General features: G+C 54.4%; 10 protein-coding genes. 1 reads left to right on the top strand and 9 read right to left on the bottom strand.

What is annotated here, in order from left to right:
• Positions 1–335: 335 nt before the first annotated feature.
• The 6 genes from LKH74_RS08550 to LKH74_RS08525 form a co-directional block, all read right to left on the bottom strand.
• Complete coding sequence (locus LKH74_RS08550; RefSeq protein WP_287708256.1) at positions 336–1,481, bottom strand: CamS family sex pheromone protein; 1,146 nt, start codon at positions 1,479–1,481, stop codon at positions 336–338.
• Positions 1,482–1,503: 22 nt separating this feature from the next.
• On the bottom strand, positions 1,504–3,537 hold the full coding sequence (gene ligA / locus LKH74_RS08545) for an NAD-dependent DNA ligase LigA (protein WP_287708255.1): 2,034 nt from the start codon (positions 3,535–3,537) through the stop codon (positions 1,504–1,506).
• A gap of 22 nt (positions 3,538–3,559) precedes the next feature.
• Positions 3,560–5,821, bottom strand: coding sequence for a DNA helicase PcrA (gene pcrA / locus LKH74_RS08540; RefSeq protein ID WP_287708254.1), 2,262 nt, complete (start codon positions 5,819–5,821; stop codon positions 3,560–3,562).
• A gap of 196 nt (positions 5,822–6,017) precedes the next feature.
• On the bottom strand, positions 6,018–7,181 hold the full coding sequence (locus LKH74_RS08535) for an ATP-grasp domain-containing protein (protein WP_287708253.1): 1,164 nt from the start codon (positions 7,179–7,181) through the stop codon (positions 6,018–6,020).
• Positions 7,182–7,281: 100 nt separating this feature from the next.
• Positions 7,282–7,857, bottom strand: a complete 576-nt coding sequence (locus tag LKH74_RS08530; protein ID WP_135368167.1) for a xanthine phosphoribosyltransferase — start codon at positions 7,855–7,857, stop codon at positions 7,282–7,284.
• 246 nt (positions 7,858–8,103) lie between these two features.
• Positions 8,104–9,012, bottom strand: coding sequence for a 1,4-dihydroxy-2-naphthoate polyprenyltransferase (locus LKH74_RS08525; RefSeq protein ID WP_287708251.1), 909 nt, complete (start codon positions 9,010–9,012; stop codon positions 8,104–8,106).
• A 274-nt stretch (positions 9,013–9,286) separates the two neighbouring features.
• On the opposite strand from LKH74_RS08525, the gene LKH74_RS08520 reads away from it, so the two are divergent.
• Entirely contained in the window at positions 9,287–10,264 is a 978-nt protein-coding gene (locus LKH74_RS08520; RefSeq protein ID WP_287708250.1) for a polyprenyl synthetase family protein, read from the top strand.
• 546 nt (positions 10,265–10,810) lie between these two features.
• Here LKH74_RS08520 and LKH74_RS08515 read toward each other — a convergent pair.
• From LKH74_RS08515 to cydD, 3 genes are read right to left on the bottom strand one after another with little or no spacing between them, the layout of a single operon-like run.
• Positions 10,811–11,053: a hypothetical protein gene (locus tag LKH74_RS08515; protein ID WP_287708249.1), complete on the bottom strand. Its 243-nt coding sequence runs from the start codon at positions 11,051–11,053 to the stop codon at positions 10,811–10,813.
• 14 nt (positions 11,054–11,067) lie between these two features.
• Positions 11,068–12,804, bottom strand: coding sequence for a thiol reductant ABC exporter subunit CydC (gene cydC, locus LKH74_RS08510; protein ID WP_135368171.1), 1,737 nt, complete (start codon positions 12,802–12,804; stop codon positions 11,068–11,070).
• Positions 12,801–14,534 carry a thiol reductant ABC exporter subunit CydD gene (gene cydD, locus LKH74_RS08505; protein WP_287708248.1) on the bottom strand — a complete coding sequence of 578 codons (1,734 nt, stop codon included), beginning with the start codon at positions 14,532–14,534 and terminating at the stop codon, positions 12,801–12,803. Before cydD ends, cydC begins: the two co-directional genes overlap by 4 nt.
• Positions 14,535–14,916: the final 382 nt, after the last annotated feature.

Raw genomic sequence — 14,916 nt, 5'->3', positions numbered from 1 at the left:
GCTACGGTAGTGACTGGACACTTCCTCGACTCCCTCAGTCTCAACTACAATGACTCGCCACTTCATCCCCACGGTCGGTCACGAACCAGTCAGCGGTTTCACCTTGATTGACCGCTGGTTTCTGAAGAACACGAAATTTGCGGTCTCCCCACCTAACAGTCCAACTCGCAACCGCTGTTGACCCTATCATCAACGCAGCGATTACGCAAGCCGTTTATCAGCCACACCAATCATTCACATCCACAATTAGCCAAAAGCGGACGACCGCGCACTCGTCACTCACAAACCAGGTGATGAATCCGCTGTCGTCCGCTTTTCTTGGCACTTAATGCCTTTTAGTAACTGTTAAAGACGTGACTGGTAAACTTCTTGGCGCCACTGGCCCGGGACAGGAAGCTTTGCGTGCCGTCCGTTGAGGCCACCGTGATGTCGATCGGTACCCCGGATGGCAAGTACTTTTGCGCCGCCGTCTGGAGGTACTGGGTGAAGCTAATGATTTCTGTTTGACTGTAGAATTGTGTCTGAATGTTGACGTGCATCCCCGTCAATGACTTGCCGTTGTAGTGGGCCTGTGCCGTGACCCCACTCAAGTTCGGGAAGAAGTTCTCGACTTCGGTCTTGAAGTTAGTGAAGGCACTGGAGTCATTGCTGTTCGGGCTACTAGAGCCACTCGAGATTGGGAAGACGTAATTCTTCTCGTCCATCGCCGTCCATTTAGCCACGCTAGTCGAGCCCGCCTTATTTTGCGAGTAAGCGATGAAGTCTCCACCGACCAGACTATCGTTCGAGGCTTGCCGGTAAATGGCAATCACGATTGGCACATCCTTCAGTGCGGACTTTTGCCGTAACCGCTTGAGGACCGTGTTGGCCGCCTGCTTGGCGTAAGCTTCGCCGGCTGCCTTGGTGATCTTGGTTTCGTAAGTGGCACCATACTGGGTCTTCTTGTAGTAATCTACGGAATTGACCGCGATTCCCACGGTGACCCCACCCAGGTGCAGCTTGTTGTTCTTTTGGGTCATGTAGTCTTGTTCTTCCAAGGCCTGGATGTAAATGGGGTTCCGCTTAGTCGGTGACGTTGAGCCGTTGCTCTTGGGGTTCAACCCTGTAGGATTGGACTTCGACTTACGGTCCAACCAGTTTTGCACCGTGGACGTGGTCAAGTGCTGACCTTCTTGGAAGACGTACTTCTTGGTCGAGAAGACCTTCTTGGACACGTTCAACATCCCGTTTTCAAAGCTCTTCAGGTTGTAAGTGTTACCGGAATCTTGGCTGTTCGTGACCCCACGTGACTTACTCGTTTGATAGTGGCCACTCTTAATGACCCCTTCGTAATCACCATCACTGCTTTGCCCAGTCAGTTGGGTGCTCCCAGGGCTATTGCTCCCGGAAGTTCCGGACATGCTGGAACTGCCCAAATTACCACACGCGGCCAAAAATAGGGGCACGGCGGCTAACGCCAGAAAAGTTCGTAACCGTTTCACGACTTGTTTCCTCCTAAAATCATCATTTCGTTGCGTTCATCGCAGCCTGCAGTTGCGCCTCATCCCACACGGGAACGTTGAGCGACTGGGCCTTGGTGAGTTTGCTACCGGCGGCTTCACCAGCAATCAGTAGATCCGTCTTCTTGGACACGCTGCCCGTCACGGTGGCACCGTGTTGTTCCAACCAAGCCGTGGCTTCCGGCCGGGTCAGCGTCTGCAGCTTACCGGTCAAAACGACCCGTTGCCCCGCAAATTGGCCCTCAGTATCGACGGGCGTTGCGGCACCACTGGTATAGGTCATGTTGACCCCCACGGCCCGCAGTTCGTCGATGAGTTCTTGGACCTGCGTGTTGGCAAAGTAGGTCACAACACTGTCGGCGATAATGCCGCCCACTGTATCAATGGCCGAGATCTGCTCACTGTCGGCGGCCATCAGACTACCGATATCACCAAATTCCGCGGCAATCGACCGGGCAGCCTTGGCACCCACGTGACGAATCCCTAAGCCAAATAGCAAACGTTCTAATGAATTATTGCGACTATTATCAATCGCTGTCAAGAGGTTTTGGGCGGACTTCTCCCCAAATTTATCTAAAGTTAATAATTGATCGGTCGTTAGCCGATACAAACTGGCCACATCATCAACCAATTTACGGTCAAAGAGTTGTGCCACAATCTGTGGGCCTAACCCGGCAATGTTCATCGCATTTCGGGAGGCAAAATGATTCATGCCTTCCGCCAATTGTGCCGGGCACCGCGGATTGATGCAGCGCAAGGCCACTTCTTCATCCAGGTGGACTAACTCGGCACCACAGGACGGACAATGGGTCGGAATCGGGTACGGTTGCGCATCCGCGGGCCGTTTGGCCGCCACGAATTGCGAGATTTCGGGGATGATGTCTCCGGCCTTGTGCAACAAGACCGTGTCGCCCAGCCGAATATCCTTGGCGGTCAGGTAGTCCGGATTGTGTAGCGACGCCCGGGCCACCGTACTGCCGGCCAACGCGACCGGTTCCATGACGGCAGTCGGCGTCACGATGCCCGTGCGGCCCACGGTCCATTCAATGTCTAAGACCTTGGTTTGGACCTCTTCGGGCGGGAACTTATAAGCAATCGCCCACCGTGGTACCTTGACCGTGGCCCCCAGTGACCGCTGGAGGGGTAACGGGTTGGCCTTGATGACGATCCCGTCAATGCCATAAGGCAGGTCAGCGCGTTTGTCCTGATACTGATCAATATAGGCCGCTACGTCCGTCATGTTGTGCGCCACTTGATACGTCGGGTTGGTCGTGAAGCCCAGTTCGGCCAGTTCATCTAACAGCCCACTTTGTGTCCGCGTGTTTAACGGCTCGTAATCGGCAATGTTGTACATGAAGGTCGCCAGCTGCCGGTCGGCCGTGACCTGGGTGTTGAGCTGGCGTAGGCTTCCCGCCGCCGCATTCCGTGGATTGGCAAATGGTGCTTGCCCAGCGGCTTCCCGGCGTTCATTGAGCGCCAAGAAGGCAGCCTTCGGCATGTAACACTCGCCCCGCACGTCGATCGTCAGCGGACGACTCAGCGTTTGGGGAATCGAGTCAATGGTCTTCAAATTGGCCGTAATGTCTTCACCAATCTGCCCGTTGCCTCGCGTGGAACCCTGAACGAATTCGCCGTTTTCATAGCGCAACGAGATTGCCAGGCCGTCGATCTTTAATTCACAGTTATAATCAAAGTCCTCGTCAACGTTACCGCGCAGGCGCTCGTCAAATTCCTTGAGCTCGTCGATGGAGAACACATCCCCTAACGACAACATCGGAATCTCGTGGGTCACCTTGGGCAGGTCACCGCGCGTTGTGCCCCCGACCCGTTGCGTAGGCGAATCAGCCGTCACAATGGCAGGAAAGGCCGTTTCTAGTGCCACCAGCCGCGCATACACGCGGTCGTACGTGGCGTCTTCCACTTCTGGTGCATCCGCATCGTAGTACTGTTTGCCCCACTTCAACAGTTGGGGCCGCAGGGTTGCCGCCTCAGCTGCCGCCTGTTTCTCGGTTAAGGTTTTAATGGGTTTGTCAGTCATCAAATTCCTCCCACGTTAGCGTCTACTTTTCAACTCGTTTGATAGGGGCAAAGGCGGCCAATAACCGCTTAACCCCCTGTTCTGGAAAGGCAATGTCCAGTTCGGCATCTTCACCGGTCCCGTTGACCTTGACCACGGTCCCAATGCCCCACTTCTTGTGGCTGGCCTTGTCGCCAACACCCCAGCTGACCTGGCCTGCACCGGTGCCTGTCGGTTCGCTGACCCGGCCGGTCTTGCCATGATAAGGCTTAGCCACGGCACTGGCTGTTCGCCGCGCAAACGGCACGTCGCGGCGACTAGGGGTCAAGCCAGACTTAGTTTCACTGTAATCCAAGTGCAGCAGCTCCGGATCGATTTCCGTCACAAACCGCGATTGCGGGTTGGTTTGCCGCCGCCCGTATAGCATCCGGGAATAGGCGTTGGTCAGATACAGCTTGTCTTGCGCCCGGGTGATCCCCACGTAGGCCAAGCGCCGTTCTTCTTCCAGCTCGTCGTCTTCGAGCATCGCCCGCGATAGTGGGAAAATGCCCTCTTCTAGACCCATCAGGAAAATGACCGGAAATTCCAGTCCCTTGGCAGCGTGCAGCGTCATCAAGGTCACCTCGGCGGGTTCTTCCTCGACGTCGTCTTGCGCCGAGACCAAGGCCAAGTCAGCCAGAAATTCGACTAATCGTTCTTCTGTTTCGTCATGATCTGCCTGATCCCAATCGTCATCGAACTTTTGGGTCACGGATAAGAATTCTTGGATGTTTTCGATCCGCGTCTCGGCTTCCAAGTTCTTGGCGGCCACAGCCTTGAGTGCAGCCATATAGCCGGTCTTGTCCAGCAGCTCATTGGTAATCTCAGACACGGTCATGGTGGCCGCTTGGTCTTGGATGCCCTTCAGCGTCATGCCGAATTTTTCCATGGCGTTGCGGATGCGGGCGCCCAGATTCGTGGCCAGCGCAATATTTTGCGTGGCTTCCAGTTCCGTCCAGTCGTTCATTTCCGCAAATTCCCGCAGCTTTTCCACACTGGTGGCCCCAATGCCACGCTTGGGTTCGTTGATGATCCGTTCTAAGCTCATGGAGTCCGCCGGGTTAGCGACCAACGTCAAATAAGCCAGCACGTCACGGATTTCCTTACGATCATAGAACTTGTGTCCCCCGACCATGGTGTAAGGCACGTTGGCTTTGACCAGCGTTTCTTCGATCACCCGGGATTGCGCGTTGGTCCGGTACAGGATGGCAAAGTCGCCGTACCCACGGTGATGTTGTTCGCGTTCTTCTTGGATCTTGGCCACCACGTAATGGGCTTCGTCATTTTCAGTTTGCCCGCGGTAATACGAAATCTTGTCCCCTTCCGGATTGTCCGTCCAGAGGTCCTTTTTCTTCCGATTGACGTTCTTTTGAATCACGTCGTTGGCGGCCTTCAAAATCGTTTTGGTCGACCGGTAGTTTTGTTCCAGCAGGGTCACGTGGGCGTTGGGGTAATCGTGTTCAAAGTTTAAGATATTTTCCATGTTGGCACCCCGCCAGCCATAGATACTCTGGTCGCCATCCCCGACGACACACAGGTTGCCGTGCTTTTTGGCCAGCAGATTGACCAACGTGTATTGGGCATCGTTGGTATCCTGGTATTCGTCGACGTGAATGTACTGGAATTTTTCTTGGTAGTAACCCAGCACGTCGGCATCTTGTTTGAATAGTTTGATAGTCAACATGATCAAATCATCGAAGTCCATCGCCTGGTTGGCCTGTAGCTCGCGTTGGTAGCTTTCATAGACCGTCGCCACCGTTGTTTCAAACGGATTGCCCGCGGCCTCACGCATCATCGCCGGCGTCTGTAAGGCGTTCTTGGCATTGGAAATGGCGCCTAACACCGAGCGGGGGTCAAACTTCTTCACGTCCAAGTTCTGTTGGCGTAAGACCCGCTTGATCAGCGTGCGTTGTTCACCGGGATCGGCAATCGTAAAGGCCCGGTTGTAGCCCAATTTATCCGCGTCACGGCGTAAGATCCGGACACACAGCGCATGGAACGTGGAGACCCACACGTCGCTGCCGTCCGGTCCCAGTAATTTGATGACCCGCTCGCGCATTTCCTTGGCGGCCTTATTGGTAAAGGTAATCGCCAAGATGCGCCACGGCATCACGTTGTTGTGTTCAATCAGGTAGGCGACCCGGTGCGTTAACACCCGGGTCTTCCCACTACCGGCACCCGCCAACACCAACAGGGGCCCTTCCGTTTGAAGGACAGCCTCCGTTTGCTTATCGTTCATGCCAGTCAATAATTCTTCTCCTGCCACCTAGAACCCAGTCCTCTCTGTCAATTAGTCTAGAATAGTATACCAAAAAAACATACGTTCTGCTGGAACTCTCACCGATATTTTAAAAGAAATTTCCGGCACCGGTTCCATAAAAATCCCGGTATTGCGCCTTAACCGACAAACGCACTCAATCAGCCAGTAGTGGTGATCAAGTGCGTTTTGAAATATTACCAAATTAATCTTGGTCGGTCAGCTCGTCTGGCGTGGATGTCGCCCAAATCGCCGTGTCATCCAGCTGGTCCAACAGCGTCTTCACCGTAGGCCCCTGAACCGTGACGTGACCCATCACGTCCTCATCGGCTTGCTTGCGCAGGTGATAGAACGTGAAGTCCCAGTTGGGCTTGATCTGCCACTGGGTCCGAATCGCCGTCAGCTGCTTGATCGTAAAGTTCACGGTCACGGCCGGCGTCAACAATTGCGGCGTCGCCAGTGGTAACCCGGCGATGGCACGCATGTGTTCGGCGAATTCATCGATCGTACCGGCCGCCGCAAAGACGTACCCCGTCTCACTAGGTGCGGGGACGATTTTCTTCACGTAGATGGCGCCGCTAGCTGTCAGGTAGAAGGACACCTCGAACACACCCACGTAGGACACGTTCTTAGCCACTTCACTGGCAATGCGGTGAATTTCACTGGCCACGGCGTCGTCGACCTCAGTCGGCACCCAGACGCGTTGTGGCCGGTCATCCACCGAATGGACCTCGGTAATTGGGAAGGACTGTTGATTGCCTTCCGCATCTCTGGCGACTAGAATCGAGAATTCCCGGTCATAGGCAATTTGAGATTCCAAAATGTAGGTTCCCCAGTCCAACAACCCGGCCGCCTTGGCAATGTCGGTTTGGGTCTTGATGACTAGCTCACGGCCGTGGGACCATTCCTTTTGAATTGGCTTTAAAACGCACGGATAGCCGATAGAATTGACGGATTGGTACACGTCATCCAGATTGATGATCGTGGCGTAAGGGGCAATATTGACGTTCAATTGTTCAAAGAAGGCCCGTTCCAACAGGCGATCTTGCATGATTTCCAGCATGTCGCTACCTTGTGGAATCCGCGTGAACTGCGCCAAAAATTTCACGACATCCGTGCTAACCCGGTCCGAGTCGTACACGATAGCCGCGCAGCTTTCCGCAAAGTGCTGGAGCTTGTCGCGGTCCTTCGCAGTGCCGACAGCCTTGAAGTCTGCTAATTGTAAAGCCTCACTCGTTTCGTCGGCACCATATGCCCCGACGCGTAGTCCCATCTTTCGCGCCGTGGTAACCAACATCGCGGCGTTGGCACTACTACCAATCACCCCAACAGTATCTCCCGGATATAAGACCGTGTTCGCCAAATTCATTCCCTACTTTCTTGCTTGACTTATTTTTGATTAATCACAATTTAAACCCATTCAAGTTCATTCTAAAGTTTAATCACGGATTAAACAAGCTAGCGCCCAATTAATCTTGGGCGAAAACTACTTGTCCGTCTTCAAAGGACGCAATGCTGGCCAATGCGACCAGCGGCACACCCGCATCTTCGACCAGTTGATGGCCTTTTTGGAACCGTTTTTCGATCACGACCCCGACCCCGGCAACGGCGATACCAGCCGTCTCCGCGATGTCAAATAACCCTTGGACCGCCTGACCATTGGCCAAGAAGTCGTCGATGATCAAGACGCGGTCACTCGCATCCAAGAAACGCCGGTCGATGGAAATATCGTTGTTGACCTGCTTGGTGTAGGAATAGACCTTGGCCGTGTAGAGGTTATCGGTCAACGTCAGACTCTTGTGTTTCCGCGCAAAGATCACTGGCACGTGGAGGTGCAACCCAGCCATCACGGCGGGCGCAATCCCCGAAGACTCCACCGTTAAGACCTTGGTGATGCCCATGTTCGCAAATTTCCGGGCAAACTCTGCCCCCATCTGATCCATCAATTGGGGATCAATCTGATGATTTAAAAAGTTATCAACCTTTAATACGTTCCCCGGCAGGACCGTCCCGTCTTGGCGAATGCGATCTTCTAAAAGTTTCATCTCTGCTTGACCTCCAAAAAGTATTTCTTTCATTCTACCTGATTGCCCCGTAAAAAACAGCCACTTGGCGCGAGATTTAGGAATGTTTTAACCAACTGTTTGGTGCCAAGAACCTGCTGTAACGGCCTTCATTGTTGCTGTGGTGCATAAGCTGGCCGCCTACCGTCCGACTTCACTCCAGATAGTAGCTGATTGTCATCAACCTGTCGCAGGTAGGTGGGGATGGCCCCCAACTGCTAGTACATCCTAGCCCAACCACAATCCCAACAGTTCTGCTACCACCGTGACCAACGCCAGCACGCCCAGGCTGCGGACGGCCAGGATGAACGTTTCTTTTTTCACCTGCACGCGAAACAATCCCTGCACGTTACGGACAATCACCGGGATGCTGAGCAGGGCCAGCAGCGACCATTTCGGCAAATCCCCTAAAGCCACACTGACCACCAGCGAGAGGTAGCCCATCACGTAGAAGCTGGCAAACAGCCATAACGCCCGCTGCTTGCCCAGGTAATAGACGATGGTCTTCCGGTTCAAGGACAGGTCTTCATCGGCGTCACAGATGTTATTAGCCAGCAATAACGCAGCAATGGCCATCACGGCGATACCCGATGCCAATAACACTCGCACCAACAGTCCTCCGGTGAACGCGGTCGTTTGATAAAGATTTAAATAAACCGTGATCAACATAATCATGTAGCCCATGGTAAAGCCGGCAAAAAATTCCCCCGTGGGTGTGCCGGATAACGGTTTCGGCCCGCCGGCATACAGGTAGCCGACTAAAAAGCAAAAGACGCCCATGGCCAGCAACGGCCAGCCGGTCCGCCACACCAAGTACAGGCCAATCACACCGGCCACGGTGGCCAAACTCGCCATCAGAGCAAAGATGCGATTCACTGCCAAATGGTGAACACCGATGATATTGGTGTGCTTCTTCCACTCCGCAGCCTGATTGCCAGCCTTGGTATAATCCTGATAATTGTCATTGATGTCGACGGCCATGTTGAAGAGGACCATCGCCACAAAGAACAGCAATGACACACCCCAGTTCAGGTGGTGGAAATTAGCCTGGACGAAGATCATCCCCAGCAGAAATGGCCACACCGAGGCAATCTTGGCCTTGATCTCAACGAGTTCTAAAAAAACACTGACAGTCATGGTGGTTCCTCCCGAAAATAAGTCTCTGTATCCTTTAAATTTGATGATAGCCCATGTCCCTTGGCAGTTCAACTGTTCGTGGATTCCCCGCCAGTTTTCCCGGCCACTTAATCAGCTGCCGATTTCCCCACCGCCCTGCGCTTATCGGTGCTAAAATGGGGAGTGTCACAAATGAGCGTCCGACAATCTGGCATTGCGGGAGTATCCTTTATTGACAACGTTTCCAGTTGTCGGTAAGATAAATTTTAATGTGACATACATAGCGAGGTGCGAAATGGATCGACAACTTTGGCGGCAATTCCCGCAAGTAGAACCGCAACTGGATGCGCTACAGGATTATCTCTTCCAAGAAGTTCAGTTGGATAATCAACCCATCCACAGTAAAATATTAGCGTTATTAAAATCCGGCGGCAAGTTGTTGCGTCCCGGTTATTTTTACCTATTCACGAAATTCGGCAACCAAGGCACACCGGCCGAGTTACAGGCAGGCGCCGCGGCCTTGGAAATCCTCCACGTGGGCACCTTGATCCACGACGACGTGATCGATGACTCCCCGACCCGCCGCGGCGTGCGGACGATTCAAATGAAATACGGCCAGCGTAACGCCATTTATGCCGGTGATTTCATGTTCACCGTCTACTTCAACCAGGTCCTAAAGGCCACGCGCGACCGGGCCTTGGTCCAGGAACACATCGACGCCATGCACCGCATCTTGCAGGGCGAACTGCATCAAATGGACCTGAACTACCGCGAAGACACCACGGTGGCGGCCTATCTCAATGAGGTCGCGGGCAAGACTGCCGAGCTCTTTGCTCTCAGTTGCGACACCGGCGCCCGCTTGGCTGGGGCCCCAGCCAACGTGACGGCTTTGACCCGCCAGATTGGCATCGCCATTGGCTGTGCCTACCAGATGTTAGACGACATCTTGGACTACGCCGGCGACCCGGCCAAAACGCAAAAGCCGGTGCTGGAGGACTTGCGCTCGGGCGTGTATTCCTTGCCACTGATTTTGGCCATTCCTCACGCCAAGCGTGACTTCCACCACCTCTTGCGTAAAAAACACGACATGACCGTCGCCGATATCCAAGCCGTGCAAGCACTGGTCGCCCAATATGATGGCGTCGGGGCCGCGCGGCAATTGGCAACCACCTACACGGACAAGGCATTGGCGCTGATTGCCCAATTGCCCGCGGGTCCGGTCCAAGACGACCTGGCCAAGCTGACCACGATGCTGTTGCGGCGTGACCACTGACCTAGATAACACCTAAAAGCGATTCCATTCAAACATGGCTGGTACTGGCCGCCTTACCGTCCGTCAAATATGGGTTGGAACGCTGGGGCGGACGGGCCGAGCCAAAGGACGGTCTCGGCGCCTCGCTTTGAGCCGAAACCCGCGTCTCAAAGGCGCCAGTTCCCTAAGCGACATGAATCGCGTCGCTAAGGGAACTCCCACGGCTGAACCCATATTTGGCGGACTCCCGGCTACAAACGTGCTTACCAATAACAATCGGTTTAACCCTTAGTGGCAGCTAACTTTACAACTAACTGTTTCCGACATATTGGTACGCGACGTCAATTCGTCGGAATAGCCAGAGATGGCCCCATCCAGATCGGCAGTGTTCTTCAGAACAAGGTCTTCCTTAGACCGATGCAGACCCCTAGTTTCACCAATCCCAGTGAATAAAGCCCTGCTGTTTCAGGAATCAACGCGTAAATTTCAGGTTCACATTTTAACAGACCATCTAAAAAGGTCCAGTTACTTGGCATTTTGCTGGTAACTGGACCTTTTCGATTAATCTTAGTTATATGACGACAATTCACGCTGATAGGTTTCAAGCGGGTGAATGTCGGCTGCGACGTCGTCAATTGTTCGGTGTTGTGGTTCCTGATTCACAAACTCTGTGTACCAAATGTTGACAGTTTGGGCATACTTGCGGACCAGCTGGCGAGCGTCTGTTGCCAAGTAGTGAAATTGGGTGTTGAGTTGACGCACAACCTCATCGCTTGTTGTGGCATCAGCTGGTCTAATCTGTTGTGCCACGATGCTCACTTCACTTACTTTCCCCGGTCCAAATCATACAACGACCGGAACCGTGCATTGTCTTGATACAACTGAGCTGGCGTCCCCTGCATGTCGAAGTGCCCGTCCTCGATGAAGCGGACCTGATCGACGTGGTTGATGCCCGCCAAGTGGTGTGTGACCCAAATGATCGTCTTGTCGTGGAGCACGCTGAAGACTGTGTCCAATAAATGTTGTTCGGTGATGGGATCCAGACTCACGGTCGGCTCATCCAAGATGATGATGGGCGCGTCTTGCAAGAGAATCCGGGCCAGCGATAGCCGTTGCCGTTCCCCACCGGAGAAGCGGCTCCCGGCCTCTTGGACCTCCGTATCGTAGCCCTGCGGCAGGCGGCCAACCAAGTCGTCCAGCTCGACGGCCTTGACCGCGGCGTGCACATCTTCGTCGGTGGCGTTCAAATTGCCCAGCCGCACGTTATTCATGACGGTGGTGTCAAACAAATACGGTTGCTGGTCCAACACGCCAAAGAGTTGCGCCCGTTGCGTTTGCAGCTGACTGACCGGTACGCCATTTAACGTGACCTGGCCGCGAGACGGCTGCTCGTCGCCCAAGATCAATTTGAGTAACGTGCTCTTCCCCGTCCCACTAGGGCCCAGCAACGCCAGCTTTTCGCCGGGGTGTAGGTCCAAGGACAGGTCGTCGATCACCTCGCGTTTTGCCCCCGGATACGTGAAGGACACGTGGTCTAATTTCAGTTCTTCCAGCGCGCCAATCGTGGTCTGCGCCGGCAGTTCGGGTTCGTGTTCATCCAAGCGGTTCACCCGTTTGATGGAATCCTGGTAGACTGGCCATTCACTGACCCCCTGGCTCATCCCCGAGAAAGGTTCCACGGTCGGAAATAGCGCCAGGCCAAAGGCGGCCACCCAGTTGGCTTCCGCCTGATTGTGGGTAAAGGTCAGCCCGGCCCACCACACGATCAAGACGACCGCCGCGCCGAAGATGAATTGAATCGCAAAGTTACGCCACCACTGAAAATGATGGTCAGCGCGCCGTAACGTGGCAATCTCGTCGATGGGCTGGTCTTGTTGCTGCAAGAAGGCTTGCCGCCGACCGGAAATCAACCAGTCGCCCAGCCCCAAGACGGCATCGGTCAATTGCGTGTAAAACCGCCGTTGGACCTGCCGCGCCTGAAATTCCCGCCGCCCATTGACGGCCACGGATAACAGCGGCATAAAAATCACAATAACGCCCAGTAAAATCAGCATCAATAGCCCAAAGGCCCAGTTGAAATACCCAATGCCAATCACCACGAACAGGTACAGCAGCCAGCCAATGACCAGCGGGAAGACCGTCCGCAGATACAGGTTTTCAATGTGGTCGATGTCCTCGGCCAAGATGCTCAAAACGTCCCCGGTCTGGTGGGTCTGCCGGATGGCCACGGCCTGCTTTTCCACGGCTTGATACAAGCGCTTGCGAAAGTCCGACACGATGCGCAGGACCCAGTTGTGACTGGTCAGGCGTTCGGCGTAACGAAAGGCCGGCCGCCCAATCCCAAAGGCCCGTGCCAAGACGATGGGCACGTAGATCATCAGGATGTTGTAGGGATGCGTGGCCGCCCGACTGATCAGGTAGCCGGAGTTAAACATCAGCGCGCCCCCACAAAAGAACGTCATGAAGCCCAAGAACAGGACCAACGCCAACAGCTTGCGGTACCGCCGCAAATACGGCATGACCCAGTGATCATGTTTAAATGTCGCAAAGAATCCTTTCATCGGGTCGTCGCTCCTTCCATTTCAGACCGTAACCGCACGTAGGCGCCGTTTTGTTGCCGGAGATCCGCCGGCGTCCCCTGTTCCACGATTTGGCCGTGATCCATGACCAGGATATAGTCCATTTCATTCATCCAGTGCAGCCGGTGGGTCGCAAAGAAGACCAGGTGGTCCTTGAAGACCGGCATCATGGTTTGTTTCAATTCGACTTCGGTCTCGATGTCCAAATGCGCGGTCGGTTCGTCAAATAACAAGATGCGCCGCGAATCATCCAGAAAGGCCCGGGCCAACGCGATTCGTTGCGCCTGGCCCCCACTGACCCCGCGAGCGCCTTCGCCAATCTGCGTGGCCAGACCGTCCGGCAAGGTCGCAATCCAGTCGGTCAAGCCGGCCTTGGCCGCTGCGGCAGTCACCGCCGAATCGCTGGCATCAGGCGCATAGAAGGCCAGGTTGTCGCGTAAACTGGCGTGAAACAGGTAAGGCGCCTGCGGAATGTAGACAAAACTGCGTTGCCAAGCCTGTTGGTCCAGGTGCGGCACCTGGGTCCCCCGCACGTTAATTTGCCCGTCAGCGGGGCTGAGAAAGCCGCCCAACGTGTTGATCAGCGTCGACTTGCCGGAACCCGAGGCACCGATAATGCCGACCTTCTGGAAGCCGTGGACGTTAAACGTGATGTCGCGCAACGTCGGCGCAGCATCGCCATAACTGACGTTGACGTGCGCCAGCGCCAGGGAATCATCAGCTTGCCAAACAGGCTCACGCGTCGGCAACAGTTGCCGGTCCGTCGGCGTCTCCCGCTGTAAGACATCCAGCACCGCTGTCAGGGCATTCTTCCCGTTCAAGGTGGCGTGATAGTCATTGGCAAAGTTACGAATCGGCGCAAAGTAATCGGGCGCCAGCGTCAAAATCACCAGCGCGGGCAACAGCTGAATCGTGTTGTCCATCAGGCCAAAGCCCAGGAACACGGCGATGATGGCGATGGATAGGGTCGTGAAAAAGTCCAACGCAAAGGTCGAGGTCATGGCAATCGTCAACGTCGCCATGGTCTTCTTGCGGTAGTCCTCACTGACTTGATACACGTTGTCGGCGTAGGTCTCGTTTAACCCCAGCTGCTTTAAAGTCGGTAGCCCCCGCAAGGTATCGACAAAGTGGTTGGACAGCCGCTGATAGCCGGCGTATTGCCGGTCGGCCTTGGCCTGCGCTGCTAACCCCAAAATAATCATGAACAAAATGATTAACGGGTAAATGGCCAGCAGGAACAGCGCCTCTTTCCACTGGATAAAGGCAATGTAGATCAGCACCAACCAGGGCGTGATCGACAGGTCCAGGACCTTGCCGATGATCATCATCAGGTAAGTCTGAATCTTGTCGATACCTTCCAGGCCCATGGTGACGACATTCCCGGTCCCCTTTTCGGCCACCACGCTGGGCCCCAGGTCAAAGAGCTTGGCCATAAATTGCTTCCGCAACGTCTTAGTCGTCTTCTCCACGAACGGGTACAGTAGCCAATCCTTTAAGACCGTCAACAAGTGGCGGGCTAAAAAGGCCACGGCAAAGATCGCCAACGGGGTGACGATCGTGCCAATGGGTTGTTGTTTCCAGAGCTGAACGATGGCGACCGATAAGTACTGCGCCTGAATAATAATCATAATGGCTTGAATCAGCGTCAGTACTGCTTCGATGGCCGCGGCCGGTTTTACTCCGGGAAATTTAAAAACACGTTGATCAATCAAAGTGATGCCCCCTTACAACAAGTGATAACTCATACTGCTATGATAGCATTTTTCTGGAATCTAAGCGCTACCAATCAGGGTGATTCCAGCTTATTTTTGCCAATTTAATTGGTCACAAGCCACCTGTGCTGACGTGGTGGTGACTGGCCGCCAAATATGGAGCAGACGGGCCGGGTCTCGACACCTCGCTTTGAGCCGAAACGTGTGCCAACAGGCCACTGGTGAGCATTAACACTGCTAGCCCACTCTTTTTCAGCGGACGACCCCATATTTGGCGAACTCTCGGCTAAGGTAGTGTGGGTTAATAACTATCGCCTTAGGCTCAGCCTTCAGTTCGGTCCAAAATGAAAGTCCCCACGGCCGAACAGCCGTGGAGACTTGG

Source organism: Levilactobacillus sp., from assembly GCF_022646225.1.
Taxonomy (GTDB): Bacteria; Bacillota; Bacilli; order Lactobacillales; family Lactobacillaceae; genus Levilactobacillus; species Levilactobacillus suantsaiihabitans.
This window is presented reverse-complemented; position numbering and strand designations above follow the sequence as displayed.

Excerpts from the sequence above, each read along its gene's own strand:
- LKH74_RS08530 (WP_135368167.1), bottom strand. The coding sequence starts at position 7,857 with ATGAAACTTTTAGAAGATCGCATTCGCCAAGACGGGACGGTCCTGCCG.
- LKH74_RS08520 (WP_287708250.1), top strand. The coding sequence starts at position 9,287 with ATGGATCGACAACTTTGGCGGCAATTCCCGCAAGTAGAACCGCAACTG.
- LKH74_RS08535 (WP_287708253.1), bottom strand. The coding sequence starts at position 7,181 with ATGAATTTGGCGAACACGGTCTTATATCCGGGAGATACTGTTGGGGTG.
- ligA (WP_287708255.1), bottom strand. The coding sequence starts at position 3,537 with ATGACTGACAAACCCATTAAAACCTTAACCGAGAAACAGGCGGCAGCT.
- LKH74_RS08525 (WP_287708251.1), bottom strand. The coding sequence starts at position 9,012 with ATGACTGTCAGTGTTTTTTTAGAACTCGTTGAGATCAAGGCCAAGATT.
- cydC (WP_135368171.1), bottom strand. The coding sequence starts at position 12,804 with ATGAAAGGATTCTTTGCGACATTTAAACATGATCACTGGGTCATGCCG.